At 63.3% G+C, this 23,627-nt stretch carries 30 protein-coding genes; 14 read left to right on the top strand and 16 right to left on the bottom strand.

Translation table 11 applies throughout. From position 1 onward, the window contains the following. Positions 1-44: 44 nt before the first annotated feature. From P1T08_14755 to P1T08_14715, 9 genes are all read right to left on the bottom strand, one after another. On the bottom strand, positions 45-350 hold the full coding sequence (locus tag P1T08_14755; GenBank protein MDF1597336.1) for a hypothetical protein: 306 nt from the start codon (positions 348-350) through the stop codon (positions 45-47). A 9-nt stretch (positions 351-359) separates the two neighbouring features. Further along, positions 360-695, bottom strand: coding sequence for a hypothetical protein (locus P1T08_14750; GenBank protein ID MDF1597335.1), 336 nt, complete (start codon positions 693-695; stop codon positions 360-362). 18 nt (positions 696-713) lie between these two features. Beyond that, positions 714-1,208 carry a glycine/sarcosine/betaine reductase selenoprotein B family protein gene (locus P1T08_14745; GenBank protein MDF1597334.1) on the bottom strand — a complete coding sequence of 165 codons (495 nt, stop codon included), beginning with the start codon at positions 1,206-1,208 and terminating at the stop codon, positions 714-716. Between the two features lie 88 nt (positions 1,209-1,296). After that, positions 1,297-1,818 (bottom strand): hypothetical protein, encoded by a 522-nt coding sequence (locus P1T08_14740; GenBank protein MDF1597333.1) that lies wholly within the window; start codon positions 1,816-1,818, stop codon positions 1,297-1,299. A 68-nt stretch (positions 1,819-1,886) separates the two neighbouring features. Further along, entirely contained in the window at positions 1,887-2,291 is a 405-nt protein-coding gene (locus tag P1T08_14735) for a hypothetical protein (protein MDF1597332.1), read from the bottom strand. 17 nt (positions 2,292-2,308) lie between these two features. Continuing rightward, entirely contained in the window at positions 2,309-2,614 is a 306-nt protein-coding gene (locus P1T08_14730) for a hypothetical protein (GenBank protein MDF1597331.1), read from the bottom strand. Then, positions 2,611-3,489: an ABC transporter ATP-binding protein gene (locus tag P1T08_14725; protein MDF1597330.1), complete on the bottom strand. Its 879-nt coding sequence runs from the start codon at positions 3,487-3,489 to the stop codon at positions 2,611-2,613. Before P1T08_14725 ends, P1T08_14730 begins: the two co-directional genes overlap by 4 nt. Further along, positions 3,486-3,677: a PLD nuclease N-terminal domain-containing protein gene (locus P1T08_14720; protein MDF1597329.1), complete on the bottom strand. Its 192-nt coding sequence runs from the start codon at positions 3,675-3,677 to the stop codon at positions 3,486-3,488. The genes P1T08_14725 and P1T08_14720 overlap by 4 nt, the downstream gene beginning before the upstream one ends. A 57-nt stretch (positions 3,678-3,734) precedes the next feature. Then, positions 3,735-4,679, bottom strand: coding sequence for a hypothetical protein (locus P1T08_14715; GenBank protein MDF1597328.1), 945 nt, complete (start codon positions 4,677-4,679; stop codon positions 3,735-3,737). A 265-nt stretch (positions 4,680-4,944) separates the two neighbouring features. Here P1T08_14715 and P1T08_14710 point away from each other — a divergent pair, with 265 nt between their 5' ends. The 5 genes from P1T08_14710 to P1T08_14690 are packed head-to-tail and all read left to right on the top strand — an operon-like array spanning position 4,945 to position 8,540. Next, entirely contained in the window at positions 4,945-5,736 is a 792-nt protein-coding gene (locus P1T08_14710; GenBank protein ID MDF1597327.1) for a PocR ligand-binding domain-containing protein, read from the top strand. Beyond that, positions 5,733-6,971 (top strand): FAD/NAD(P)-binding oxidoreductase, encoded by a 1,239-nt coding sequence (locus tag P1T08_14705; GenBank protein MDF1597326.1) that lies wholly within the window; start codon positions 5,733-5,735, stop codon positions 6,969-6,971. The genes P1T08_14710 and P1T08_14705 overlap by 4 nt, the downstream gene beginning before the upstream one ends. A gap of 4 nt (positions 6,972-6,975) precedes the next feature. Then, positions 6,976-7,674, top strand: coding sequence for a DUF1641 domain-containing protein (locus P1T08_14700; protein MDF1597325.1), 699 nt, complete (start codon positions 6,976-6,978; stop codon positions 7,672-7,674). A gap of 21 nt (positions 7,675-7,695) precedes the next feature. Next, complete coding sequence (locus P1T08_14695; protein ID MDF1597324.1) at positions 7,696-8,013, top strand: TusE/DsrC/DsvC family sulfur relay protein; 318 nt, start codon at positions 7,696-7,698, stop codon at positions 8,011-8,013. Positions 8,014-8,036: 23 nt separating this feature from the next. Next, positions 8,037-8,540, top strand: a complete 504-nt coding sequence (locus tag P1T08_14690) for a DsrE/DsrF/DrsH-like family protein (protein MDF1597323.1) — start codon at positions 8,037-8,039, stop codon at positions 8,538-8,540. Between the two features lie 139 nt (positions 8,541-8,679). On the opposite strand, the gene P1T08_14685 is transcribed toward P1T08_14690, so the two are convergent. After that, a complete protein-coding gene (locus tag P1T08_14685) occupies positions 8,680-9,081 on the bottom strand; it encodes a DUF302 domain-containing protein (protein MDF1597322.1) in 402 nt (133 codons plus the stop codon). A gap of 205 nt (positions 9,082-9,286) precedes the next feature. Here P1T08_14685 and P1T08_14680 point away from each other — a divergent pair, with 205 nt between their 5' ends. Then, on the top strand, positions 9,287-9,724 hold the full coding sequence (locus P1T08_14680; protein ID MDF1597321.1) for a hypothetical protein: 438 nt from the start codon (positions 9,287-9,289) through the stop codon (positions 9,722-9,724). A gap of 125 nt (positions 9,725-9,849) precedes the next feature. On the opposite strand, the gene P1T08_14675 is transcribed toward P1T08_14680, so the two are convergent. After that, the gene (locus P1T08_14675; GenBank protein ID MDF1597320.1) at positions 9,850-10,965 is read right to left on the bottom strand and encodes a GAF domain-containing sensor histidine kinase; all 1,116 of its coding nucleotides are present in this window, start codon (positions 10,963-10,965) and stop codon (positions 9,850-9,852) included. A gap of 122 nt (positions 10,966-11,087) precedes the next feature. Here P1T08_14675 and P1T08_14670 point away from each other — a divergent pair, with 122 nt between their 5' ends. The 5 genes from P1T08_14670 (at position 11,088) to P1T08_14650 (ending at position 15,379) form a co-directional block, all read left to right on the top strand. Then, a complete protein-coding gene (locus P1T08_14670; GenBank protein MDF1597319.1) occupies positions 11,088-11,756 on the top strand; it encodes a response regulator transcription factor in 669 nt (222 codons plus the stop codon). Between the two features lie 122 nt (positions 11,757-11,878). Next, the gene (locus tag P1T08_14665; protein ID MDF1597318.1) at positions 11,879-12,514 is read left to right on the top strand and encodes a CBS domain-containing protein; all 636 of its coding nucleotides are present in this window, start codon (positions 11,879-11,881) and stop codon (positions 12,512-12,514) included. Between the two features lie 55 nt (positions 12,515-12,569). After that, positions 12,570-13,181 (top strand): DUF3105 domain-containing protein, encoded by a 612-nt coding sequence (locus P1T08_14660; protein ID MDF1597317.1) that lies wholly within the window; start codon positions 12,570-12,572, stop codon positions 13,179-13,181. Further along, complete coding sequence (locus P1T08_14655; GenBank protein ID MDF1597316.1) at positions 13,174-14,025, top strand: alpha/beta hydrolase; 852 nt, start codon at positions 13,174-13,176, stop codon at positions 14,023-14,025. Before P1T08_14660 ends, P1T08_14655 begins: the two co-directional genes overlap by 8 nt. 43 nt (positions 14,026-14,068) lie before the next feature. Continuing rightward, a complete protein-coding gene (locus P1T08_14650) occupies positions 14,069-15,379 on the top strand; it encodes an isochorismate synthase (GenBank protein ID MDF1597315.1) in 1,311 nt (436 codons plus the stop codon). Between the two features lie 28 nt (positions 15,380-15,407). Here the strand turns inward: P1T08_14650 and menD are convergent, their stop codons facing one another. Then, positions 15,408-17,114, bottom strand: coding sequence for a 2-succinyl-5-enolpyruvyl-6-hydroxy-3-cyclohexene-1-carboxylic-acid synthase (menD, locus tag P1T08_14645; protein MDF1597314.1), 1,707 nt, complete (start codon positions 17,112-17,114; stop codon positions 15,408-15,410). 22 nt (positions 17,115-17,136) lie between these two features. Here menD and P1T08_14640 point away from each other — a divergent pair, with 22 nt between their 5' ends. Further along, complete coding sequence (locus P1T08_14640; protein MDF1597313.1) at positions 17,137-17,940, top strand: alpha/beta fold hydrolase; 804 nt, start codon at positions 17,137-17,139, stop codon at positions 17,938-17,940. Positions 17,941-17,946: 6 nt separating this feature from the next. Here the strand turns inward: P1T08_14640 and P1T08_14635 are convergent, their stop codons facing one another. Genes P1T08_14635 through P1T08_14625 form a run of 3 tightly spaced genes read right to left on the bottom strand, consistent with a single transcriptional unit; the run spans position 17,947 to position 20,289 of the window. Next, entirely contained in the window at positions 17,947-18,468 is a 522-nt protein-coding gene (locus tag P1T08_14635; GenBank protein MDF1597312.1) for a carbonic anhydrase, read from the bottom strand. A 55-nt stretch (positions 18,469-18,523) separates the two neighbouring features. Beyond that, positions 18,524-19,411, bottom strand: a complete 888-nt coding sequence (locus tag P1T08_14630; GenBank protein MDF1597311.1) for a 1,4-dihydroxy-2-naphthoate polyprenyltransferase — start codon at positions 19,409-19,411, stop codon at positions 18,524-18,526. Further along, entirely contained in the window at positions 19,411-20,289 is an 879-nt protein-coding gene (locus P1T08_14625) for a 1,4-dihydroxy-2-naphthoyl-CoA synthase (GenBank protein MDF1597310.1), read from the bottom strand. The genes P1T08_14630 and P1T08_14625 overlap by 1 nt, the downstream gene beginning before the upstream one ends. Positions 20,290-20,331: 42 nt before the next feature. Here P1T08_14625 and menE point away from each other — a divergent pair, with 42 nt between their 5' ends. Next, entirely contained in the window at positions 20,332-21,765 is a 1,434-nt protein-coding gene (menE, locus tag P1T08_14620; protein MDF1597309.1) for an o-succinylbenzoate--CoA ligase, read from the top strand. Then, complete coding sequence (gene arfB, locus P1T08_14615) at positions 21,762-22,190, top strand: alternative ribosome rescue aminoacyl-tRNA hydrolase ArfB (protein MDF1597308.1); 429 nt, start codon at positions 21,762-21,764, stop codon at positions 22,188-22,190. The genes menE and arfB overlap by 4 nt, the downstream gene beginning before the upstream one ends. Here arfB and P1T08_14610 read toward each other — a convergent pair. Then, positions 22,187-23,383: a hypothetical protein gene (locus P1T08_14610; GenBank protein MDF1597307.1), complete on the bottom strand. Its 1,197-nt coding sequence runs from the start codon at positions 23,381-23,383 to the stop codon at positions 22,187-22,189. The genes arfB and P1T08_14610 overlap by 4 nt on opposite strands. Between the last annotated feature and the right edge of the window lie 244 nt (positions 23,384-23,627).

The following is a 23,627-nucleotide window of genomic DNA, read 5'->3' as shown; positions in this document are numbered from 1 at the left end:
ATCACTGGCGAGCAGGTGGTCCCATCCCCCTGGCGAAACTCATCTCAAGGTGGTCCCATCCCGCTGGCGGGCGACACTTCGGCCCGGACGATGAGGTTCCACATCTGACTGCGTTCTTCGCTGGTCGGCTCAGACAGACCCGCCACGTGGCGATAGGCAGTCACCATCAGGTGTCCGGTCGTGTACGGATACCGGTTGAGCACGGAATAGGCGAGGGACGAACGCTCGAGTATCAGGGCATCCTCGTCGGCTTCATCCGGAAGACGGCAGAAGAGGCACGAAGACTCCGGGTGGTCGTCGATGGATGTTACGTAGGTTGATCGCCAGCCTGCCCAGAGATGATCGAGCATGGCGCCAGCCTACCTGTCAAGCGCACCCTGGCTTATCCACCACTGGACGATTGGGCTCGGCTCCGCCGGCTGCCAGTTCCGGTAAGCCTCTTTGCGGGGTACCGGCCATTCGAGATCGACGTCGATCCTCGTCCCGAAGCGGTCTGCTCCGGCCAGCACGTGGAGCGCTTCGCCCAGCACGCGATGCTGCATGGCGGGTTCATGCGGAAGTCCAAACGGGTGCCCGAACGGAAACTCCACACCAACCGTCCGGGGTGTGTGCAGCTTTGTGGCGAGGTCGGGCATCATCGTGACCACCACGGTGGGGATTCCGGCTGCTTCGATCCAGCGTGCCAGCACGGGCACGTTCTTACAACAGTCCGGTCAGACCGGAGCGAGGATCAGCCCATCCACTTCGTCTTCGTGGAGGAGATCGATGATCCCGGGGGCGGCGATGTCACGCCAGCCTTCCAGGCTGGTCCCCTGGAACCCCATGACGGAGATGTGCCGGGGTGCGATCTCACCGACGATGCCGCTCCTGGTCAGTTCCGCCAACCGGTCGACCGGTAGTGCGATGTTTGGATCGGCGAGGATGTCATCGTGACTGATGTGCAGGTGCGCAAGACCGATTTGGTCGACCGGTGACGGAATCACGCGAAAGCTCGGATCGCCCCAGGTTGGTTCTGCTCTCTCCCGTTCGAGGTCGAACGGCTGCTGGGTTTCCTCGAGGTACATTCCTGATGACGTGAGGATGGCAATGCGACTGTCGCTCAATCGTTTCTCGAACGATGCCCAGACCTGGTTGGAGCCGTGTGGTTCGGGGTTTTCGTAGATGGGACGGAAACTGCGGGGAAGAAACCGGTAGCTGTCGACGATCACTCGATGACTCCTGAATGGCTGACGTCACGGTAGTCACATGGTCCGCCGGCACGTCGCTGGTTGCGACGAATTGATGAGGACGGGGCTGCTAGTGGCTGATGGACGGTCGCGGCGGCTCCGCCACCTGCTCTTCCGGCAGCTCAGCATCGCGCAGGTCGATCGACACGTGGTCACACTCAGTGCAGACCCTTCTGATGAGCCCTCCCGGTAGAGCCTGTTGCCGCCATGCGTGAACGTGTTCCGTCGATCTGGCGAGCTTCTGCGCCCTGCGCCGCCCTCCGGAGTTCTCGATCCGGGCGATGAGGCTCTCTTTGCCCTGACTGACCCGTTTCCGGACGCCGCTCTTCTTCTTCGGTTGGTGCGTTTCGATCCACTTGGGGACCGTGTAGGCAAAGTCGATCGGGTCGTTGGCGATGAAGATCAGGCTCTCGTCGACGAGATCGAGGACGAACCGGTCGCTGGCGGTGCGACGGACGGCGACGGCATCGAATCCCCACGAACCGAGGTGTTCACCTTCCGCGGTCAGGGTGAGGGTGGTCTCGTCGATCGTGACCGCGGCGGCGGCGCGGGCGCCGCCGCTCATCTCGATCTTTCCTTTCAAGGTCTTCACTCTGCGTCCCCTTCGACCACTGTGCGTGAACTATCGCGCTGTCGGGCCCTCTCGTCAAGAGCATGCGGTCAGAGTTCGCGGCGCGCCAGCAGTCGTATTGTCCCATACTGCAGCGCCAACGTACCGGCCAGGGTCACCACGAGGGATTTGATGAAGTCCGTCGCCTCTCCGCCTCTGACGAGCCCGTCGAGCGCTCCCACGAGGTGACTCGGGAGCCACTCCTCAACAACCGGGATCAGCCCGAAGAGCGGGAGGAGGAGCAGCACCGTCAGCGTTACGATCACGGTCGGCAGGACGTTCTTGAGCGCGGATCCGGCAAATGCCACCACGGCCACGGCGAACAGCAGGTACACACTGCCGAAAGCCATACCGGCGGCCATGGCGCCGGCGTCGAGCGGTCCGATCAGCACGACCGTCTCATACCAGGCGAGCAGCGTGCCGGCGACGAAGGCGATGACCCCGGTTCCTGCCACAACGACGTAGCGAGGAATCAGCAGGCGAGCCGTGCTGCCAACCCGTGTGCGTAGCGGGATTCGATGGTGAGAGCGCCGGCGGCGACCATGATCAGCACGAGGAGCCCCAACTGCTGGACGTTGCCCGAGTACTGCATGATGCCGTCTGCCGGCGTCGGTTCGGGGAACGACACCTCGATGCCGCCGCCAAACTGCTCGACGATCTCGCCGATGTAGCGAGCCGAGAGCGGTCCGATGATCCCGAAGAACATGAAGACGGCGAAGATCGCTATCCAACGGCTGGTCCGGGTCATGCGCAGCCACTCGAGTCTCCAGAGGTTCATGAGGTCAGCTCCAGGAAGACGTCCTCGAGATCAGCTCCTTCCGGAGTGACCGAGATCACGACCGCCTCTGCATCGGCCAGGACCTTGATGAGGTTGCGTTCGGCCACTCCTGGATCGCTGGCGGTCACCCTGAGGTCGCCCGGAGCCAGTTGCTCGACAGAACCCACCCAGGACGCATTCTGAAGTGAAGCGACGAGCCGTTCATGCGGTTCCCGCAGTCGGATTCGATAGATGATCCCGGCCCGTCCGACGAGGAGGTCGTTGAGCGCTCCCTCGAAGAGCAGGCGGCCGTCCCTGAGGATGCCGACGGTGTCGCACACCTCCTGCACGTCGCTCAATATGTGACTGGAGAACATCACGGTGGCCCGGCCGCGCAGTCGCGTCACGACATCGAGCACCTCCCGGCGTCCGGCGGGGTCGAGTGCGGCGCTGGGTTCGTCGAGTAGGAGCACCTGGGGGTTGCCGATGACGGTGGCTGCCAATCCGAGGCGTTGCAGCATTCCTCTCGAGAATCCACCGACCCTCACGTTGATGGCCTCCTCGAGGCCGGCCTCGATCAATACTTCTTCGACCCTGGCCGGAGGAACCTCCGGAGCCGAGAGGTTGCGGGACAGATCGACCACCTCGCGAGCCGTCAACCAGGGCTCGAATTGCGGGGTATCCGGAAGCACGGCCAGCCGTTCCCGGGGGACACCGATTTCGACGGACCCCGAAGTGGGGCGGCGGAGTCCGGCCAGGATCCCGAGCAGAGTCGTCTTTCCGGCGCCGTTCGGGCCAACGAGGCCGTAGACGGAGCCGTCTGGAACAGAAACCGAGACATCATCGAGAGCGTGTCGGGATCCGTAGGCCTTGGTGAGCGAGGTCGTCGTGATCATTTGGGTTCGCGCCCCAAAAGGAGGTAGACGATCCCGCCGACCGGCACGGACAGGAGGCAGATGAGCGCCCAGGCCCACTTCGGGAGGTGGCGGACGGTGCGACGCGAGATGTCGTACCAGCAATACCCGACCCAGGCGACGACGAAGATGGCCAGGGGAACCAGCGCGGCGATGATTGCAGAATCCATACGGCAACGCTAGTCAGAACGGAGACACCCTCCGATCCTTGATTGTCGGTGCCTGCATCAATGAAGATCGATCGCGCTCACCAGCAGTACGTATAGGGCCGCGTAGATCAGCAGAAGGATGATCCCGGTGAGCCGGGTGTGGCGCTTTCGAATGCCCAGGACAAGAGTCACGGCGACCACGGCGACCACAGCCCCCAGGCCACCTCGTATGGCCAATCCGGCTGTGATGGCGGTCGGGGCCACGATGGGTCCAATGCCGATCGACAGGGTGGCATCCACGAGGCTCGATCCGAACACGTCGCCGACGGCCAGATCGGTTTGTCCCTCACGCAGAGCGGTGATATCGACGATCAACTCGGGGAGGGAGGTGCCGAGCGACGCTCCCAGGAATCCAACGATATAGATCGGAACATTGATGAGCTCGGCGATTCTGAGTAGTGCTTCTATAGCGATCCAGGCGCCCGCACCGACCACGGCGAGCGCCCCCAGAACCGATACAACGTGCTTGCCTTTCCCGTGAACCGGGACGGGGAGGTCCGGGCCCGAGGCGGGGGGCGCGAAGCGCCAGATCGCGGCCGAAGCGACCACCCAACCGGACAGCAGCGCCAGTCCGTCGATTCGGCTCAGATGTCCGTCGGCGACCAGCGCCACCCCGAGCACCAGCGCCGCCACGATCAGCCCACCGATCAACCGCACCCGGCGCCGCCCGACCACGAAGGCGCCGCCGATCAAGGGGAGCAATCCGAGCACCAGCGTCACCTGGGTGACTGCCGACCCGATCGAGTCACTGACATTGAGATCGCCCCGGTTCCGGAGGGAAGCGATGACCGAGTTGGCGATCTCAGGAAGGTCCGTCCCGATCGCCAGCAAGCTGATGCCGATCACGAAAGGAGGAAGTCGGCTGCCGAATGCCAGTGCTGAAGCGTGGTGTACTGCCCGCCGGCTGGCGGCGAGCGCCAGCACCAGCCCGATGATGCCGGCAACGATCCACAGCAGTGTCATCGCTACTGAGAATCCTAGGTGGCGAGGACGCAGTTGGGCGAGCCATTCTGGACCTCCTTTGATCTGGATCGAGCGGCACGCTCTGCATGACATGCATCCAACCCTTCTGCACTAGGTGCATTGTCGGCATTGTCCGCACAGTGAGGCACAAGGTCCCCGGGTATGGGACCTTGTGCTCTACTTCACAAGCTCCGGCAGAACGTAATCTGCAGGGTATGCAGAACATGCGGAAGCCCGCTGAAGGGCACTTGGCAGGAGCACTGCGATGACTTCGCTGCTCACCGCCAAGGATCTCCAGGCCATCCTTCAGGTCGATCGTTCGACCATATATCGGATGGCAGAAACGGGCCGGCTTCCGGCGATCAAAGTCGGAAGACAGTGGCGGTTCCCCTCCGAGCAGATCAACAACTGGCTGGGTGCACAGACGGCGACACCGTCCCAGACGCCTGAACTGGGAAACCTCATCCAGTCTGTCGATGGATCGCTGGCCGGCCTGCTGCCGCGTGAGTACGTCGACGACATGGCCGAACTACTCGGACAACTGCTGGGAGTGATGGTCGTCGTGACCGACATGGACGGACGACCGATTTCGGAAGCGGCAAATCCGTGCGGCCTCTTTGACGCCATCAACCAGACCGATGACGCAGTCGCCCGGTGTGTGGTGAGCTGGAAGCGCCTCGCCGATGAAGCCGACCTGCAACCCCGCTTCCTGCCCAGCCACATGGGCCTGTTGTGCGCACGGAGCTTCGTCCGGGTCGGATCGGAACTGAAAGGCATGGTGCTCGTCGGCGGAATCGCACCGGATGTCTGGCCGCCTGCTGCGGATGAACTCGAGACCATCGCGGAGGCCTTCGGTGTAGCCCCGGATCTGGTGAAGAGCCACGTGCACGATGTGTTCCGCCTCGACGAAACCAGTCGCCGCAACGTGTTGTCCTATCTGCCGCGCATGGCGCAGATGCTGTCACAGATCGCCAATGAACGAACAAATCACCTCGCCAAACTCGACGCCATTGCGACGCTGGCCGGCGCGGTTGTACCAACCAAGGAGCATCAATGAGAAAGCTGCTCGTCCTCGGCGCCGGCACTGCCGGCACGATGGTCGTCAACAAGCTGAGCCATCACCTCGATGGTGGTGAGTGGGATATCACGATCGTCGATCAAGACGAAACCCACTACTACCAGCCGGGGTTCTTGTTCATCCCGTTCGGGATCTACGGGCGCAACGACGTCATCAAGGCCAAGCGGGACTTCATTCCATCCGGGATCAAAATGATCACGTCGGAGATCGAACTCGTCGACCCCGAGAACAATCGGGTCAAGATCGTCGAAGGTGACCGCTGGCTCGATTACGACTATCTCGTCATTGCCACCGGGACGCATCCGCGCCTCGAAGAGACGCCGGGCCTCACTGACGAAGACGGCAACATGCCGGATAACGTCCATACCTTCTACACCTACGAGGGTGCACTCCGATTGCAGAAGTTTCTGCGCAGCTGGAAGGGCGGCAAGCTCGTGATGAACATCATGGAGATGCCGTTCAAGTGCCCGGTTGCGCCGCTCGAGTTCATCTTCCTGGCGGACTGGTGGGCATCCGAGCAGGGCATCCGCGACGAGGTCGAACTGCACTATGTAACCCCCCTCCCCGGTGCGTTCACCAAGCCGATCGCCTCCCGGGCGCTGGGCGGAATGCTCGACGAGAAGAAGATCCATCTCGTTGCCGACTTCGTGGTGGAAAGCGTCGATGCGGAGAACAACAAGCTCATTGCCTACGACGAGGAGGAAGTCGAATACGACCTGCTGGTCACGGTTCCGGTCAACATGGGCGCCGACTTCGTAGCCAGGTCCGGGCTGGGTGATGAACTCAATCACGTGCCCGTCGACAAGGGAACGTTCCTGTCAACGCAGTACGACAACATCTTCGCCCTCGGTGACGCGGCAGACCTGCCGACTTCCAAGGCCGGATCCGTTGCGCACTTCGCCGTTGAGGTCTGGCTCGAGAATTTCCTGCGCTACGTCGATGGGCTTGACATGGTTGAGACATTTGACGGCCACGCCAACTGCTTCATCGAGTCCGGTCACGGCAAGGGCCTCCTCATCGACTTCAACTACGACACGGAGCCCCTGCCGGGTAAGTACCCCTTGCCGGGAGTCGGGCCGTTCTCTCTCCTCCAGGAATCGGAGATGAACCACTGGGGCAAGATGATGTTCCGTTGGATCTACTGGAACGTGCTCCTAAAAGGCAAAGAGATGCCGGTGACGGCACACATGACGATGGCCGGGAAGTGGAGCTGAGACGATGACAACCGTCAACGCAGAAGCGACCATTGCAGAGCTCAACGAGAAGCTCGACCGCCTCACGGTGCAGGTCGAATACCTGACCGAACAAGCCATCGAGTCGAAGCGCCGCCGGCAGGGGTGGGACGAGCTGCTGGCCGACGTCACGCCCTTGGCCGGTGACATGTACGGTCTCGCCGTCCGTCAACTGGCCGAGGTGGATCAGTACGTCAGCATTCAAGACCTCGGTCACCTGATCAAGCGTCTGGTCCGCAACACAGGAAACCTCGAGAAGATGCTCGATCAGCTCGAGAGCCTGATGGACATATTTGTCGAGATCCAACCGATCACCGGTGATGTTTCGCTCAAACTCATGAATGCGCTCGATGAGTATGAGCGCAAAGGCTATTTCGATTTCGTCAGGAGTTCACTCGGGGTCGTCGACAACGTCGTCACGTCGTTCACGAAAGAAGACGTGAATGCGCTCGGCGACAACGTCGTGCTCATCCTCCAGGCAGTGCGCGAGATGACGCAACCGCAGGTGATGACGATGCTCCGCAACACGGCTTCGAACGTCCGTGAACAAGAAGTACCTGAAGACATTTCGCTGTTCGGGCTCCTCAAGCAGATGCGGGACCCGGCGGTGAAACGAGGCATGGCGCGGGCGCTCGGCGCTCTGCGGTCTGTCGCAGGAGATCTACCAGAACAACCAGAGCAGTAACGCTCAGAAAGGGAGAAACCCATGGCAACCGAATTGATTGGCGGCGTTGAACTCGACGTCGACGAAGAGGGATTCATGACGAATCCGGGCCAGTGGACCGAGGAACTCGCCCCGGCGCTCGGCAAGGAGATCGGCCTGGACGAACTCACCGAGGAGCATTGGAAGGTCATTCGCTTCCTGCGTTCCGACTACGAAGCGCAAGGCGAAACCGCCACGCTGCGCCGCGTGTCGACGCTGGCCGGAGTTCCGACGAAGGACCTCTACAAGCTCTTCCCGAAGAAGCCTGCCAAGAAGATGTCGTACGTATCCGGTCTGCAGAAGCCAACCGGCTGCGTGTAGTCGAGAGGGAAGGAGCACACTCAGTGCCGAAATTTGATGACGATGGTGGAGATCGGAAGCTCTGCATCATCGTGAGCAAGGGCACCATGGAATGGGCGACTGCCGCCATGGTCCTCGGGAACGCCGCTATCGGTGAAGGAATCGACCTCCACGTGTTCTTCACGTTCTGGGGGATGGACGCCATCATCGATCGCCGGATGGACAAGTTGAAGGTCTCACCGGTAGCCAACCCGTCGATGAAGATCCCAGGCACCGACATCGGCATGGCCAACATGCTGGCCGGTTTGCCCGGGATGACGGCGTTCGCCTCCAGCATGATGCACAAGGAGATGAAGGCACTCGATGTGCCGCCGCATAGGGAGTTCATGCAAATGGTCGCCGACGCCGGAGCCCACTTCTGGGCCTGTCGCCTGACCTACGACATGTTGGGCCTCAAGAAGGAAGATCTCTGGGATGAGGTCGACGACGTCATCTCGGCGTCCGACTTCATGGAGTTGTCCGATGGAGCCCAGATCATCTTCATCTAGTACGACGCAACGAAGCGAGGATCTGAAGATCCTCGCTTCGCCGCGTCCGTCGCGGTGCGATTGCCCCCTCTGCGTCGGAGACTCGGCATCTCCCCCACGTCCCGTGGGGGAGAAACGCGGGTTGCTTTTCGCCTATCGCCTATCCGGCCTCCAGGCTCTCCATCGCTCTCGCCAGTCTCGCCCGCGCCTCTGCGGCGATCTCCACCATTTCCGGCGCATCGGTGACGGAACTCATGATGCCGGGGTCGAGTGCTTCGACAATCGTGCTGGGCCCGTGTTCGTAGACGACAACGTTGCAGGGGAGAAGCAAGCCGATCTCCTCATCTGCGTTGAGGGCACGGTTGGCAAGTGGGGGATTGCAGGCGCCGAGAATCTTGTACCCCGGCCGATCAACGTCGATTTTCTGTTTGAGGGTCGCTTTGACATCGATCTCGGTGAGAATACCGAAGCCCTCGGCGGCCAGCGCGACGCGGGTCCGTGCTTCTGCCTCCTCGAGTCCGGCCTCGAGCACGACGCGTAGCCCATAGGGTCGCTGTTCCATTCATGTGTCCTTTCAGCAGTCAGAATTGAATACCCCCCCGAGTATATCCGTCCCTGTGGTGGAGAGGCGTGCGGTTCGGCGGGCACTGGGGGACATAGGTCCCTACCCGTTTCCGCGGCAGCGTGGGAAGGTTGCGGGACCAGAAGAGGCAAACAACAGATTGTTCGTTTATTACTTCGTCTACGTCGACCGTCCGTTCCGGAAGGTGGAACGGGAACTCCTCGAGCGATTCGAGGAACTCGGCGCGTGGGCTTCGGAAGCCTACCGCGACGGCGAGGACATCCGGGCGAGACTGGCGGTAGGAAACACGCCACTGCTCGCCAAAGAGGTGTCCCTCCACGTTGGCGAACCGATTCGGGCCCATGCGCACACGACGATCCCGCTCATGTGGGACGCCACAGGTTCGCCCGGTCTCTTCCCGAGAATGCTGGCAGATCTGATCGTGGCGCCACTTGGATCGTCGCGAGCTCAGCTCACCTTTCGCGGGTCCTACGACCCGCCGCTCGGGCCGGTAGGTGAGGTTCTCGATCGAGCCCTCCTACACCGCGTCGCCGAGGCCAGCGTGAAGGCGTTCATGGACCGCATTGCGTCGGCATTGGCGCCGGCGAACGGACCGGCCGAGAAAGAAATCATCAACTCTTAGCGGGCCGCTCTTCGAGCGGCCCGCGGTTCTAGGTTCTAGGTTCTTTGGACGAGCTTTCGCATACGGAGTTGGACCGGTTGGAACTCAAAACCTGGAACCTGGAACCGCGGCAGCAGGCCGTCAGCTCAGAGCGGCAGGCTGATCAGCACCGTTGTGCCCTCACCGGGCGATGTGTTGATCGTGGTGGTGCCCCGCGCCTTGTCGGCTCGCGAGCGCAGGTTGTCCAGTCCCATGCCTTTTTGAACAGTGGTTGGATCGAACCCGTCACCGTCATCGGATACCGTGATGAGGACGCGGTCGGCAGCTTCTTCGATGCTGACCGAGATCGTCGTTGCTCCGGAGTGCCGCAGTGCGTTACTGAGCGCCTCGCGGATCATCTGGAGGGCGTCGTCCACCGTAGTCCCCGCCAGGTCGGCTGCTCCGCTCGAGACCCGCACCTCGACGTCTGCACCGTACGGCCCGGCGAGTTGTCCGACCATATCGGATAGCTCCAGGCGGAGATTGCGACGCGTCCAAACGGGCGGCCTCAGGTCGAATATGTAGCGGCGCAGCGCCGCGATGGAGTCGTCGAGCCGCCCGACCGCCTCATCGAGTCCTCCACGGGCGACTTCGTCCTGAATGCTTTGCGCGAGAGCCTGCAATGAAAGCCCGACGGCGAAAAGGTCCTGGATGATGGCGTCGTGGAGATCCCTGGCGATGCGCTCGCGGTCCTCCACAACGGCGACTCTTCTGAGTCGTCGCTGGAGGCGGGCGGTGGAGATCGCAGATCCCGCGATGACAGCCAGGGCTTCGACCAGCGCCTCATCATCGAGGGTGAATCCCCGCGGCTTCTCGGTCAGATAGAGGTTTCCAAACACGGAATCGCCGATCTTGATGGGAACACCTAGGAACGTCTCCATCGACGGATGATGATCGGGGAATCCGACGTAATCGGGATGGTCGGAGAGTTTGTCCACCCGGACCGTCTTCGCAACGCGGGTGATGGTGCCGAGAACCCCGCGGCCGCGGGGAGGGTCACCCATCCGGGCAGTGAGGTCGGGGTCAATTCCCACGTGGAGGAACTGAATGAGCGTGCCGTGCTCGCCGATGACCCCCAGCGCACCGTACGTGGCCCCCGTCAGATCCATCGCAGTCTCGACGGTAGTCCACAGGACGGCGGTCAGATCGGTCTGCCCGGCGACCGCGGCTGCACCCTCTACCATTTGGGCGAGTCTGCTCGCTGGGAGCGTTGCGTCGACCATGGCGTGAGGATATCCCGAAACACGCGTTCTTCCGAACTCGGGACCTTGGTCGGTGCAGTCGGGGAACAAGTACCAGGGTCGAAAGTCCCATTCCGATTAGCCTGGAGTCCAGGAGTAACACTTTGCGCATAGTGGTTGTCGATGATCACGAGATCGTTCGTCAAGGTTTGAAAGCTCTCCTCGAGGCCGAGGAGGATTTCGAGGTGGTCGGCGAAGCAGGATCCGTGGCCGAGGCGGTACGGAGAGTGGGCTATGCATCGCCTGAGGTCGTGGTGATGGACGTCCGCCTGCCGGATGGCTCGGGTGTCGAAGCCTGCCGGGAGATCCGCTCCCGCTGGCCTGCCGTCAAGGTGTTGATGCTCACGTCGTATGCCGATGAGGAAGCCCTGATGTCGGCCATTGTCGCCGGCGCTTCCGGGTACGTGCTGAAACGCATCGACTCTCACGATCTCGTCAACAACATCCGCAAAGTGGCAGCGGGAGAATCTCTGCTCGACGGAGAGATGACGGATCGGCTTTTTCGCAAGCTTCGGGGGGACGAACCAGACGACCCCCTCCTTGCCCGCCTCACGCCGCAAGAACGCAAGATCCTGGATCACATCGCGGATGGCCTTACCAATCGGGAGATTTCCGAGCAGATGTTCCTCGCAGAGAAGACGGTGAAGAACTACGTCTCCAATCTCCTCGCCAAACTCGAGATGAGCCGGCGCAGCGAGGCCGCCGCCTACGCCGCCCGATTGGCCGCCCGTCGCGAGCAGGAGTACCCGCCCGAGGCGTGGGTCGGGAAGTGACCGGCCGGTGCCTCGCCCCGATTACCCTCACAGATATGTGCAGCTAAGTGCCGAGGATGGCCTTGAGCTGGATCTCAGGCAGACATGGCTGAAGGGAGCATGAAGTGCGTGTCCTGGACCTCATGACAACCGAAGTGGTGACGGTAACGCCCGGCATGAGCCTCAAGGAGGCAGCCCGCACGATGACCGATGTTGGCGTGAGTGGCCTGCCGGTCCTCGACGAGGATGGGAAAATCATCGGCATCATCACCGAGGCCGACTTCCTCGCACGGGAGGCCGGCCGGTCAGAACCACGCCGGCGTCGCCTGCTCGATGCTCTTTTCAATGAACCGCAGGTCGCTGAGGCTGAGACGGTCGAACAGGCGATGACGCTCGATCCCTTCGTCATCTATCCGGAAGCCAGCTTGACCGAGGCTGCTCGGGTGATGGTCAATCACGGGGTGAAGCGACTTCCGGTAGTTGACTCGGAGGGGAGACTGCGCGGGGTGATCAGCCGGGCCGACGTTGTTGCCGCATTCGCGCGGCCGGACGATGTGATCGAGGACGAGATCCGTGAGGATGTCATTCGCCGTATCCTCTTCCTCGAAGACGGCGTTGTCGACGTCACGGTCGCCGACGGAATCGTCACGCTGCAGGGGACGCTGCCGACCAAGAGCGATACGCGTCTCCTGGAGGAACTGACACGCCGTCTCGATGGAGTCGTTCGCCTCGAAAGCGAACTCGACTTCGAGGTCGACGACCAGCGATCGGTTCAGTAGGCCCCCACATATTTCGGGAACGGTTACGATTCCCCGATCGACACCGAGGGGATCTATGGCCAGGGCGCGTGGAAAGCGGCTCCTGCAAGAGCGAGAGCAAAAAGCAGCGGAACAAGCGGCGCGCAAGCAGGCTGCAGATCGTCGCCGGATGATGATCGTGGCGGTGGCGGCGGTTGGTCTGCTGGGAGTTGGTGCTGCCTGGATACTCTTCGCCCCTGAGCCACCCTGGACTACCTTCGATAGCCTTGGCAACGATCACCTGGCTACGGTCGACCAGGCCCACATCCCCTACAACAGCTCGCCTCCATCGTCCGGACCACACCTTGGCAACCTGGTCGCCTGGCAGGAATACGACCAGCAGGTCCCGCCGGAAGCCTATGTGCACAACCTCGAAGACGGAGGAGTCGCACTGACCTACAACTGCCCGGATGGCTGCGAGGATTTGACGGCCATGCTGCGTTCAGTTCTGGCCGATTATGAGGGCGACAACGTGCTGATGTTCCCCTACGCCGAGATCGTCGACGCCGACGGAGTCTCCCGGGTCGGCGCCGCGGTAGCGTGGGGCCGTGCCTACTACTTCGACGATGCCTCCGATCCCGGAACCGAGAAGGACCTCCGCAACTTCATCGACTCGTTCGAAGGAATCAACAACCACGTCGGTGCCTGATCCGGAAGCGGTGACGCTGCACGGAGCAGGAGGTGACCTCGCCGCCCTCAGGTGGCCCGGCAAAATCGGAACCGGCCTCCTGCTCGCTCACGCCACCGGTTTCTGCAAAGAGGTGTGGAGTCCGGTCGTCGAGCACCTCCGACACAACCTCGATAACGCGATCGTTGCCTGGGATGCCCGGGCCCACGGACGATCGGATCCGGGTCAGCCACCGTTCGACTGGTGGGATTTCGCCGGCGATGCACTGGCGGTGGCAGACGGTTTCGAGGCGGAGAGCCTCGTCGGCATAGGCCACTCAATGGGCGGCGCCTCGCTGGCCATGGCGGAGATCCAGCGCCCAGGAACGTTCGACCGTCTCATCCTCATCGAGCCGATCATGTTCCCCCCTCCGTTTGGCCGATTCGACAATCCGCTCGTCGAGGCTGCCCTACGGAGACGCAACGCCTTTCCTTCGCCAGACGACGCGTTTCAGAACTTCGCAGAAAAGCACGTGTTCAGGCAGTGGGACGAACGCGCTTTGAAGGCGTATGTCTCCGGTGGTCTCTTAGCGCAGGAGGGTCAATGGGTGCTGCGTTGTCGGCCCGAGCACGAGGCAGACGTCTATCGCGGGGGCGGCGCACACGGTGCGTATCAGAGGCTTGGAGAGATCGAGGTTCCCGTCCTGTTGCTCGCCGGCGAGTTCTCGACCACGCACATCCGCCCCCTCGTGGACGATCTGGTCTCTCGAATGCCGCAAGCCTCGGCGACTGTCGTGTCCGGCGCCGGTCATTTCCTCCCGATGGAGCAGCCGGCCAGGGTGGCCGATCTCATCGCACAGTTCATTGTGGACGGTGCGCCTGGATGATCGGGTTCTCGTGGTGCCGGAACGAACGTAGAATCTTTGGACTGTGTTGATTCCCGAACCGATTCTCGCCGAACTGGAAGCCGCGCTGGACGATGGCGATGCCTCGTGGACTGTCGCGTCTGTCGATTTCGATATCGACCCGCTCGTGTTCGTGAGAGCTGCTCACCATCTCGTCGGGCTGGCGGTCTACTTCGGCCGGCCCGGCGGTGTCGAGGTGGGTGCCGTTGGATCGGCGTGGGAGGCAGGCGCTTCATCGGGAGAAGGCAGATTGCGGCGACTGGCCCCGCAACTACCCGACCTCCCCGGCGCCAGATTCGTGCTGGGGTACTCGTTCGAAGCGGACGGCCCCCACAGCGAGGAGTGGCAACGGTTCGGTCCGACCCGGCTCGTGCTCCCGGCGGCCACTGTTGTGCGGGAAGGTGAATCGACGAAGCTCATCGTCGCCGTGCAAGACGGTGACTCGTCCGGGGTGTTCGCTCTTTTGCGGAGTCTCCGACGACCTGTTCCGATGTCCCGTCGCCATGCCGCCGACCGGACCATCGAATCGGTCCCGGCTCCCGGTGAGTGGGTGGAGGCGGTCGAGGAAGCTCTGGCCGCGATCCAGGCAGGTGCCGTCGAGAAAGTGGTGCTCGCCCGGTCCGTACTGGTCACCTCAGATGTGACGGCGGATCCGTTTGATCTCGCGGCCAGGCTCCGCCTGGGATATCCGGGGTGCTTCGCCTACGCGTGGGAGGCCGGAGATGACGCGTTTGTGGGCGCCTCGCCGGAGCTGCTGGCATCCGTGCGTGATTCACTGGTGACCTCGGAGCCGTTGGCCGGAACGACCTCACGCGGCGCAGGTGAGGACGAAGACCGGGCACTGGGGGAGGCGCTGATGGCGAGCGCCAAAAACCGGCTCGAGCACCGGATCGTGATCGACGACATTGCGACCAGGCTACGCCCATTGATGTCGGATCTCTCGGTTCCGACCACACCGATGCTGCGCCGGATGGCCAACGTGCAGCACCTGTCAACGCGCATCCAGGGCGGCCTGCGATCGGATCTGGGCATTCTCGACGTCGTCGAAACCATGCATCCGACGCCTGCCGTCGGCGGGTCACCGAAGGACGAAGCGGTCGCCATGATCGGCAAGCTGGAGCGGATCGATCGAGGCTGGTATTCAGGCGGCATCGGCTGGATCGATTCGGACGGAGACGGCGAAGTCGCAGTGGCATTGCGATGTGCTCTCGTGCGAGGGGCGACCGCCCGGATGTTTGCCGGCGCCGGCATAGTGGCAGGTTCGGACCCCCAGTCAGAGCTCGAAGAAACGCGACTCAAGTTCGGCCCGATGCTCTCTCTCCTCACTGAGGCGTGAAACCCGGCCGACCCCGTCGGCGTACGCCTCAGGCGCTATCCGCAACCTTCTTCCACATCGAGCGGATGAGGTCGGCGCTCTCGGTCCGGTCTGTCTGCACCTCGATGACACGGGCAGTGGAGGCAGGTGTGGCGATCGATGCTCCGAGTTCGCCGGACGTCTGCGGAATCTGATGGTCGAGGCCGAAGGCGTCCGCGATCTTGCCGAAGTCGAGGCCGTGCGGTGTGCCGAGGTGCCGCTCGAAGTACTCGGTGAACTCGGCTTGCGGCAAGAGATTGAAAATTCCGCCGCCGTTGTTGTTGGCCAACAGCACCGTGAGGGGAACGTTCATCCGGACGATGGTGGCCAGCGCGGTGAGATCGTGGAGGAAGGAGATGTCGCCGAGATACACGTAGGTCGGTCGACCCGATCCAACCGCCGCTCCAAGTGCAGACGAGAGCAGGCCGTCGATGCCGTTCGCTCCCCGGTTGCCGTAGATCGAAATGTCGCGTTCGACCGTTCGGAAATAGGCATCGAGGACCCTGATCGGCATCGATGAAGCGACGAAGAGGGCGGACCCGTCGGGCAGATGATCGTGGAGCGCTCGCCCGATCGCAGGCTCGGAAGGAAACGGGACGTCGAGTTGCATATCGATCGAGGCTTCGGCATGGCGCCACTGCTCGACCCAGGCTTCCGTTCCCGGTTCATTCATGCGCGCCGCCAGGACGGTTGCCGCGGTGGCGGAGTCGCTGCGAATCAGTTGTGCCGCAGATGCTCCCGGATCACGCCACCCTGCCTCATCGAACAGCACCTGTTCGATGTCCGCCTGGTCGGCCATCCATGTGGTCAGCGCCTTCGACGTTGGCGGCGCCCCGAACCTGATGATGAAATCCGGCCTCAATTGGCCGTCCAGGTCGCCCCGTCTGGCGAGCCAATCACCGGTCGTGATCACGTTGGCGAGATGGTGGGAACCGGCCCGGAGCCCGGACAGCGGGTCGGCGATCACGGGTAGCCGCGCCTTCATGGCCAGATCTGCGGCGGGTTTCGCGAAAGCCGGATCATCATTGGGCCCGGCGATGATCATCGTCCGGCCGGACTGGATCGATCGGAAAATCTGCTCGACTAACTCCGCACTCGGCGCCACCGGCGGTGCCGGAGAAAACGACGGCATTCGCGGCGGAGGGAGATCCGACGGAACCTCGCCGGGAATGTGCACGGGAGCCAGCGGTTCACGGAACGGGAGATTCAAGTGGACCGGTCCCATCGGGACTTCCAGGGCGGCCGACCAGACCCGGCCGGCCAGCGCCGTGTAAGCGGCGATGATTTCCCGGCGTGCTTCGGGGATGGGCGCCTCGTACGACCACTTGACGGCCCGGCCGTACATTCCGTGCTGGTCGATCGTTTGCGGGGCGCCGACGTCGCGTGTTTCCGGCGGGCGGTCGGCCGTCATCACAATGAGGGGTATGCGGGCGTTGCGGCCCTCGACGATGGCCGGCAAGTACTCAGCAGCGGCGGTGCCGGAGGTGCAGACCAACGCTACCGGCCGCTGTGTAACCCTGGCCATTCCCAGTGCGAAAAAAGCCGCCGAGCGTTCATCGTGATGAGACGAATCCTCGATTCCCTCATGATCGGCGAACGCGTATGCCAGCGGGGTGTTCCGCGACCCCGGCGTTATCGCCACGTGCTGGAGGCCGAGTTGGACCAGGGCTTCGACGAAAGGCACAGTGGCTGCATAGTTGCGGTTGGAAGTGCGCATCAGGACGGCCAGACTACCCCCGGTGGAGACATTGGCGTTCGAGAACGGGATGGTGAACGTCCGGCGCTTTGGTGCCGGACCGGCCCCGATCGTCGCATTGCACGGCTTTTCCCAGCACGGCGGATCCTTCGAGGAACTCGCCACCTTCGTCGGCCCGCTCATTGCCCCCGATTTGCCGGGTCATGGACTAACCATCGCAGATCCGGTCTCGCTGAGCGCCGCAGAATCCGCAATCGCGGCCGTTATCGAAGCAACCGGCTCCCCCAAACTAGTTGTCGGCTACTCACAGGGTGGTCGGGTTGCACTCCACCTGGCGCTCACCCGACCCGAACTCATCAGCCGCCTGGTGCTCGTCTCCACGTCGCCCGGCGTGGCTGATCGCGATGAAAGAGAGGCGAGGCGCCTGGCCGACGACGAGCTGGCCGCACTGATCGAACGCGTCGGTCTGGCGACCTTCCTCACCGAGTGGCTGGACCTCCCCATGTTCGCCGGCCTTCGCCGGAGGTCCACCTGGTGGCAGGAACTCGATCGAGCGCGACGCATGGAGAACACCGCGGCGGGACTGGCTGCGGCGCTGCGCGGGATGGGGCAGGGGGTGCAGGACTACGTCGGGGAGGCGATCGCCGGCATCGAACTGCCTGTGCTGTTCATCGCCGGGGAAAACGATGCCCGCTACTGCGAGGCGGCGAACCGGATGGCCGCCACCGTGCAAGACGGTCGGTTCGAGGTCATCGCCGGCGCCGGGCATAGCCTCATCGGCGAGGTTCCGGCAGCCGTCGGTGCCCTGGTCCGAAAGTTCTTGAGAAACCCTCCCGGGCCGGTCTGATCCGGCTCAAGTACCAACGATGGTGTGCAGGACTCCTGAATGCACGTCGTATACGTGACCGGTGACCGTCAACGCAGCCGGCACCATTGGCGAGGTCCGCAGGCGTTCGACGTCGGTGCGAACGCTGATCTCGGGGTCCGGAGCGGGGTAGAGGGTGCTGTAGCGGTCCGTCCCCAGTTGCTCGGTGAGTGCCGCTCTTGCCTCGTCGCCGGCAATCTTCTGCATCCCGCAATCCGTGTGATGTATTACGGCCAGGCTCAGCACCGGCTCACGGCCGGCAAGTCTTCCCATCAAGAACCAGAGTACGGCAAGTTCGGCTTCGACCGATTCCGTGACCCTCCCGCCTACGGTGCGCATGATGAGGGCGTCGCCGACGTCGAGGCCGAAGAAATGCACCGGGGAGGTGCGGGGGTCGATGCAGCTCAGAATCGCGACGGGCAGGTTCGCTTTGATGGGCAGATCGCCCTTGTCGAACTTCTCCGCCCACTGCTCGTTGCGGGCGATGAGATGTTCCAGATCCGAAGCCAACGCAGTTCCTCCCGGTGGTTTCGACGCCACACTAAAGCAGGCAGGAGGTGTATGCCTAGGCCGTTCCTACAGCTGCCCCGGCTGCCAGCACCAGACCGACCAGGAGGTGCAAGCGGGCGGTGCCTTTGAGCACACGGATGAGGGCGGGGCCTTCCGTTCTGGTGTACACCGTCCTGACCAGGGCGGCGCTGAACGGCGCCAGGAAGACCGCCAGCATGGTCGGGGCGGCGGTCCATCCGGCCAAACCGAACAATGCGATGGCAACGAACGATCCGAACACCAGCAGGGCAAACAGGGTCCTCGTGCGGGCCCGCCCGAGAATCACGGCCAGCGTCCGTTTGCCGGTTGCTTCATCCGTCTCGATGTCTCGCACGTTGTTGGCGACGAGGATGGCGGTGACGAGAAAGCCGATCGGGATGGCGAGCAACCAGGCGTCGAGCGGAGCGGTCCGATCGTGGACGTAGCGACTTCCGACGGTGGCGACGAGTCCGAAGAACACGAACACGAACACCTCACCCAGGCCCCGGTACCCGTAGGGTCGTGGGCCACCAACGTATCCGATGGTGGCCAGGATCGAAAGGAGGCCGACCAGAGCGATGACCCACCCCGCCTCGATGATCAGATAGACGCCGGCCGCCGAGGCCACGACAAAGGCCGCCACGGTTGCCGAAAGCATCGCTCGCTCGGAGATGATCCCGGTGGCGACCATCCGCTGCGGACCGATGCGCTGGTCGGTGTCGGCCCCTTTGCGGGCGTCGGAAAGATCGTTGGTGAAGTTGGCTGCCACTTGAATTGCCAGAGCCCCCAGCATGGCGGCGAAGAACGGTCCCCAGCGGAACGCTCCATCGCCGGCCGCCAGGCCGGCTCCCACCAGCACCGGGGTGGCCGCGGCAGGGAGGGTGTGGGGCCGCCCGGCTTGCCACCACGCTCGACGCCGATCCATCAGAAGTGTCTTGGGAACTTCGAGTAGTCCGGGTTCCGCTTCTCGAGGAAGGCGTCCCGACCCTCGCGTGCTTCGGTGGTGCCGTACGCCAGCCGGGTTGCTTCACCGGCAAACAGTTGCTGGCCGACGAGACCGTCATCCGGCAGGTTGAAGGCATATTTCAACATCATGATGGCGGTCGGGCTCTTGGCGTTGATCTCCTCCGCCCATTCGAGTGCGACTTGTTCGAGTTGCGCATGGGGCACCGAGGCATTCGCCATGCCCATGGCCACGGCTTCGTCGGCCGAGTAGTCCCGCCCGAGGAAAAAGATCTCGCGAGCCCGTTTCTGTCCGACCTGGCGGGCGAGGTAGGCAGAGCCGAACCCGGCGTCGAAGGAAGCGACATCCGCGTCGGTTTGTTTGAAGACGGCGTGTTCGCGACTGGCGATCGTCAGGTCGCACACCACGTGCAGCGAATGGCCACCACCAACCGCCCATCCCGGAACTACTGCGATCACCACCTTCGGCATGAAGCGGATCAGCCGCTGTATTTCGAGGATGTGCAATCGGCCCGGACCCGTTGAACCGTCTTCGTATTGGTAGCCGTCCTTGCCGCGGATACGCTGGTCGCCGCCCGAGCAGAAGGCCCATCCGCCGTCCTTGGACGATGGGCCGTTGCCAGTCAGCAGGATCGTTCCGACTTCCTGTGTCATCCGGGCATACTCAAATGCCCGGTGGAGCTCATCGACCGTCTGCGGCCGGAACGCATTGCGCACCTCGGCTCGATCAAAGGCAATGCGGACCGTCCCGCCCTCCAGGGTCCGGTGGAGGGTGATGTCTGAGAATTCGAGCTTTGGCACCTGTGCCCAAACTGAAGTGTCGAACAGTTCTGAAACCATGGTTGGTCATCTCCTCGCCAAGCGCCGATACTCTACGTCTTCATGCAGCAATACGCCGATTGGCTCATGCAAGCAGCGGAGCGAGCCCCGGATGACCCGTTCCTGATCACGCCTGCCCAAACCTATTCGTTCGGTGAGGTTGAGGGCCGGGTATGCCGCGCCGTTGGAGCGTTGAGGGATTCCGGCGTTCAACGTGGCGATGTGGTCGCCGTGTGGGGAGAGAACGATCTCGACACGGTGGTGGCGATGCTGGCCGTACCGCGGGCAGGTGCGCTGGTCTTGCCGTTGAATACTCGCCTGGTTGAAGAAGAGGTCGAACCTCTCATCCGGCGCGCCGGCGCCACGATGGTGTTGTCGTCGGTACATGCTCCCACGCTCGACCTGGAGACCCTTCCTCTGCACGGCCTGGCGGAAGGAAACATCGACCCCCGCTACGAAATGCCGCCCCACGATGGCTACATGGTCATGTTCACTTCCGGCACAACCGGGCAACCGAAGTGCGTGAAGCTCAGCCGGGGCAACTTCGAAGCCTCGGCGGCCGCCTCTGCCAAACACCTGGCGCATACCAGGGAGGATCGCTGGTTGACGGTGCTCCCGCTGTTTCACGTCGGAGGTTGGTCGATCATCGTCCGCTCCGCCCGGCAGGGGAGTGCCGTCGTACTCGAGCCGCGTTTCGAGTCGGCCAGGGCCGGATTGCTGATGAGAGAGGGCAGGGTGACCCTCGCCTCTCTGGTGGCCACCATGCTGGAGAGGATCCTCGATATCGAGCCGGGGCCATACTGGGGGGTGCGGGCGGTGCTGCTCGGCGGCGGTCCGGCCACCCAGGAGTTGCTCGATCGTTCCGCCCGTGCGCATCTGCCCGTGCTGCCCACCTACGGCATGACCGAGACGACCTCACAAATCGCCACCCTGCCGATTTCCGAAGGCCTCGAGCCGAGCCTCGCACTGCCACCCCTCGATTCGGTCGACCTGCGGGTGACCTCGGCAGCCGGCAACCGGCTGCGGCCCGGCCAGCCGGGGCATATCGAGATTCACGGGCCGATGGTCTCGGCCGGCTACGTCGGCGAGCCTGCTCATCTGCCGTCGGCGTGGCTCCGAACCGGCGATTTCGGCCGGCTCAACGATGAAGGACGGCTCACAGTCATGGGGAGGAGCGACGACCTCATCATCAGCGGGGGGGAGAACATCCATCCGGTCGAGGTCGAACACATCCTCCTCGATCATCCCGATGTGCGGGAAGCAGCGGTGGTCGGGCTGCCGGATCCGGAATGGGGAGAGATCCTGGTGGCTGCCGTGGTGGCCGACCCGGAGCAGGTGTCTGCCCGGAACCTCGAGGCGCTGGTTCGCCAGCATCTCGCCGGCTATAAGGTGCCGAGGAAGTGGCACTTCACCGACGAGTTGCCCCACAACTCGCTCGGCAAGGTGGCCAGGAGCGAGGTTGTCCGGGCGTTTATTGAGGATCGGCAGTCGACGTGAGCGACGATCTGGTCGTCAACGCGCAGATCGTCATCCCGAACGACGAGTTGAACTGGACGTTCACACCCTCCGGTGGACCAGGCGGCCAGCATGCCAATCGATCGAACACGCGGGCGGAACTGCGCTTCGACCTCGTCGCCACCGCTTCCATCGATGACGCACTCAAACAGCGGATGATCGAACGGCTCGAGCACCGGCTCGTCGGCGGAGCGCTGATCGTGGTCGCCGACGAGACTCGCTCACAATGGAGAAACCGTCAGCTTGCCAGACGGCGTCTCTCCGTCCTCCTCGGCGAATCCGCCCGGCCACCTGCGCCGGAGCGGCGCGCCACCAAACCATCCAAGGCGGCCAGGCGGCGGCGGCTCGAGTCAAAGCGGCGGAGGGCACAGACGAAACGGTTGCGCGGCAAACCCGACGTCGATTAGGGAAGTCCCTCGACCCTGCGGAGCTGCCCCATCAGGTATTCCAGGTGCTCCTTACCCAGGTGTGACCAGAGCCAGTAGCTGCAATCGAAGTCGGCGACCTTGACCGTCGCTTCAACGCCATACGAGTACGGTTCGGCAAACGTCCAGCCGATGCTGCCGTCGTCCCATTGGTAGGCAGCCGGAAGGCCGCTACCCCGGATGCTGGTCTGGAAGGTTCCCAACCCGATCACTCCGCGCCCGCAGTCCTCGCACGGTTCGCCGGAAGGCTCATGTCCGGGTCCTGATGGGAGATCCCAGGCGACCAGCATCTCACCCTCGTTGGCAGCTCGCCTGATGGAAGCCCCCTCCGCAGCACCAAGGTCGGCGAAATAGAGGAGGGGGCAACCGGCCGGTGCGCCGGCTTCGCCCTCCCATTCGAGGTAGGCGGCTTCCGGCAGGGCCGATCGGGGCAGCGGTGCCTCATCCCATGGGGGGGAGCCGAGAGCAACGACATCTGTCGGGGGCAGTTCGCTGAGCCACAGCGTTGGTTCTCCACGCAGGGTTTCCACGAAGCGCAGGTCTCTGGTCAGCGACAGCAGGTGCTCCTCGCCTAGGAACGACCAGACGTTGTATACGCATCCCTCACCGGCGATGAGCAGGTTCATCAGAATCGGAGCGCCGTCCAGGGCATCGACGCCCCCTTCGGGTCCAAACCCACCGATACTCCCGTCGGACCAGGTGAGGGAACCGGCAGCTGCGGAAGCTTCGTCGCCGATCGCTCGCAACCCCGTCCCGGCAATGCCGAACGCTCCCCGCCCGCAGTCGGAGCAGTAAGTACCCGTCGGCTCGCGCCCCGGGCCACCGTCGCGGTCCCAGGCGACTGCCCAGCCACCACCGAAGTTCGCCGAACGGATACGGCCGTCGGCTGTCACCGTGTTCACGTCGGCAGGAAAGAGCGCCGAGCACCATCCCCGGTTGTCTGCATTGCTCCATTGCTCGACCAGCACCGGGTCAACTGCGCCGGCGGCCAGCGACGAACCGAACCACGGGGCAGTTTCATCCGCCACGATCGGGGCGAGGGTGGTGGTCGGGCCGGGAGTTGTCGATGTGGTGGTCGGGGTCTCCGCCGGTGCGACCGTGGAGGTCGTCGGTGCAGTAGATCCGCACGCACCCGCCACCAGGCTCACCGCAACGATGGCTATCAGGCGCTTCATGTCGCCTCCCTCGGGTTCATCGTCATCCATAGCCGCCGGGATGGTTCCCCTGTTATTGCCACGTACGCGCTGAGACTACTCCGCGGATGACTGAGCGGGTTTTTATGCGTTGGCGCGATAAGACAGATAAGGTTTGACCGAGGTGGGCGGTATCCGAGGTCCCCTCTCCCTTAGCCTGGATCCACCGATTCGGTTGGCTGGTGGTGGTTTTGGGGGTTGAATCGGGGTCGGGTGGGCCGGATTG

It is taken from the genome of Acidimicrobiia bacterium (assembly GCA_029210695.1).
Classification (GTDB): domain Bacteria; phylum Actinomycetota; class Acidimicrobiia; order Spongiisociales; family JAHEDJ01; genus JAHEDJ01.
The sequence above is the reverse complement of the archived record's forward strand: the minus strand, read 5'-3'. Positions and strand labels throughout refer to the sequence as shown.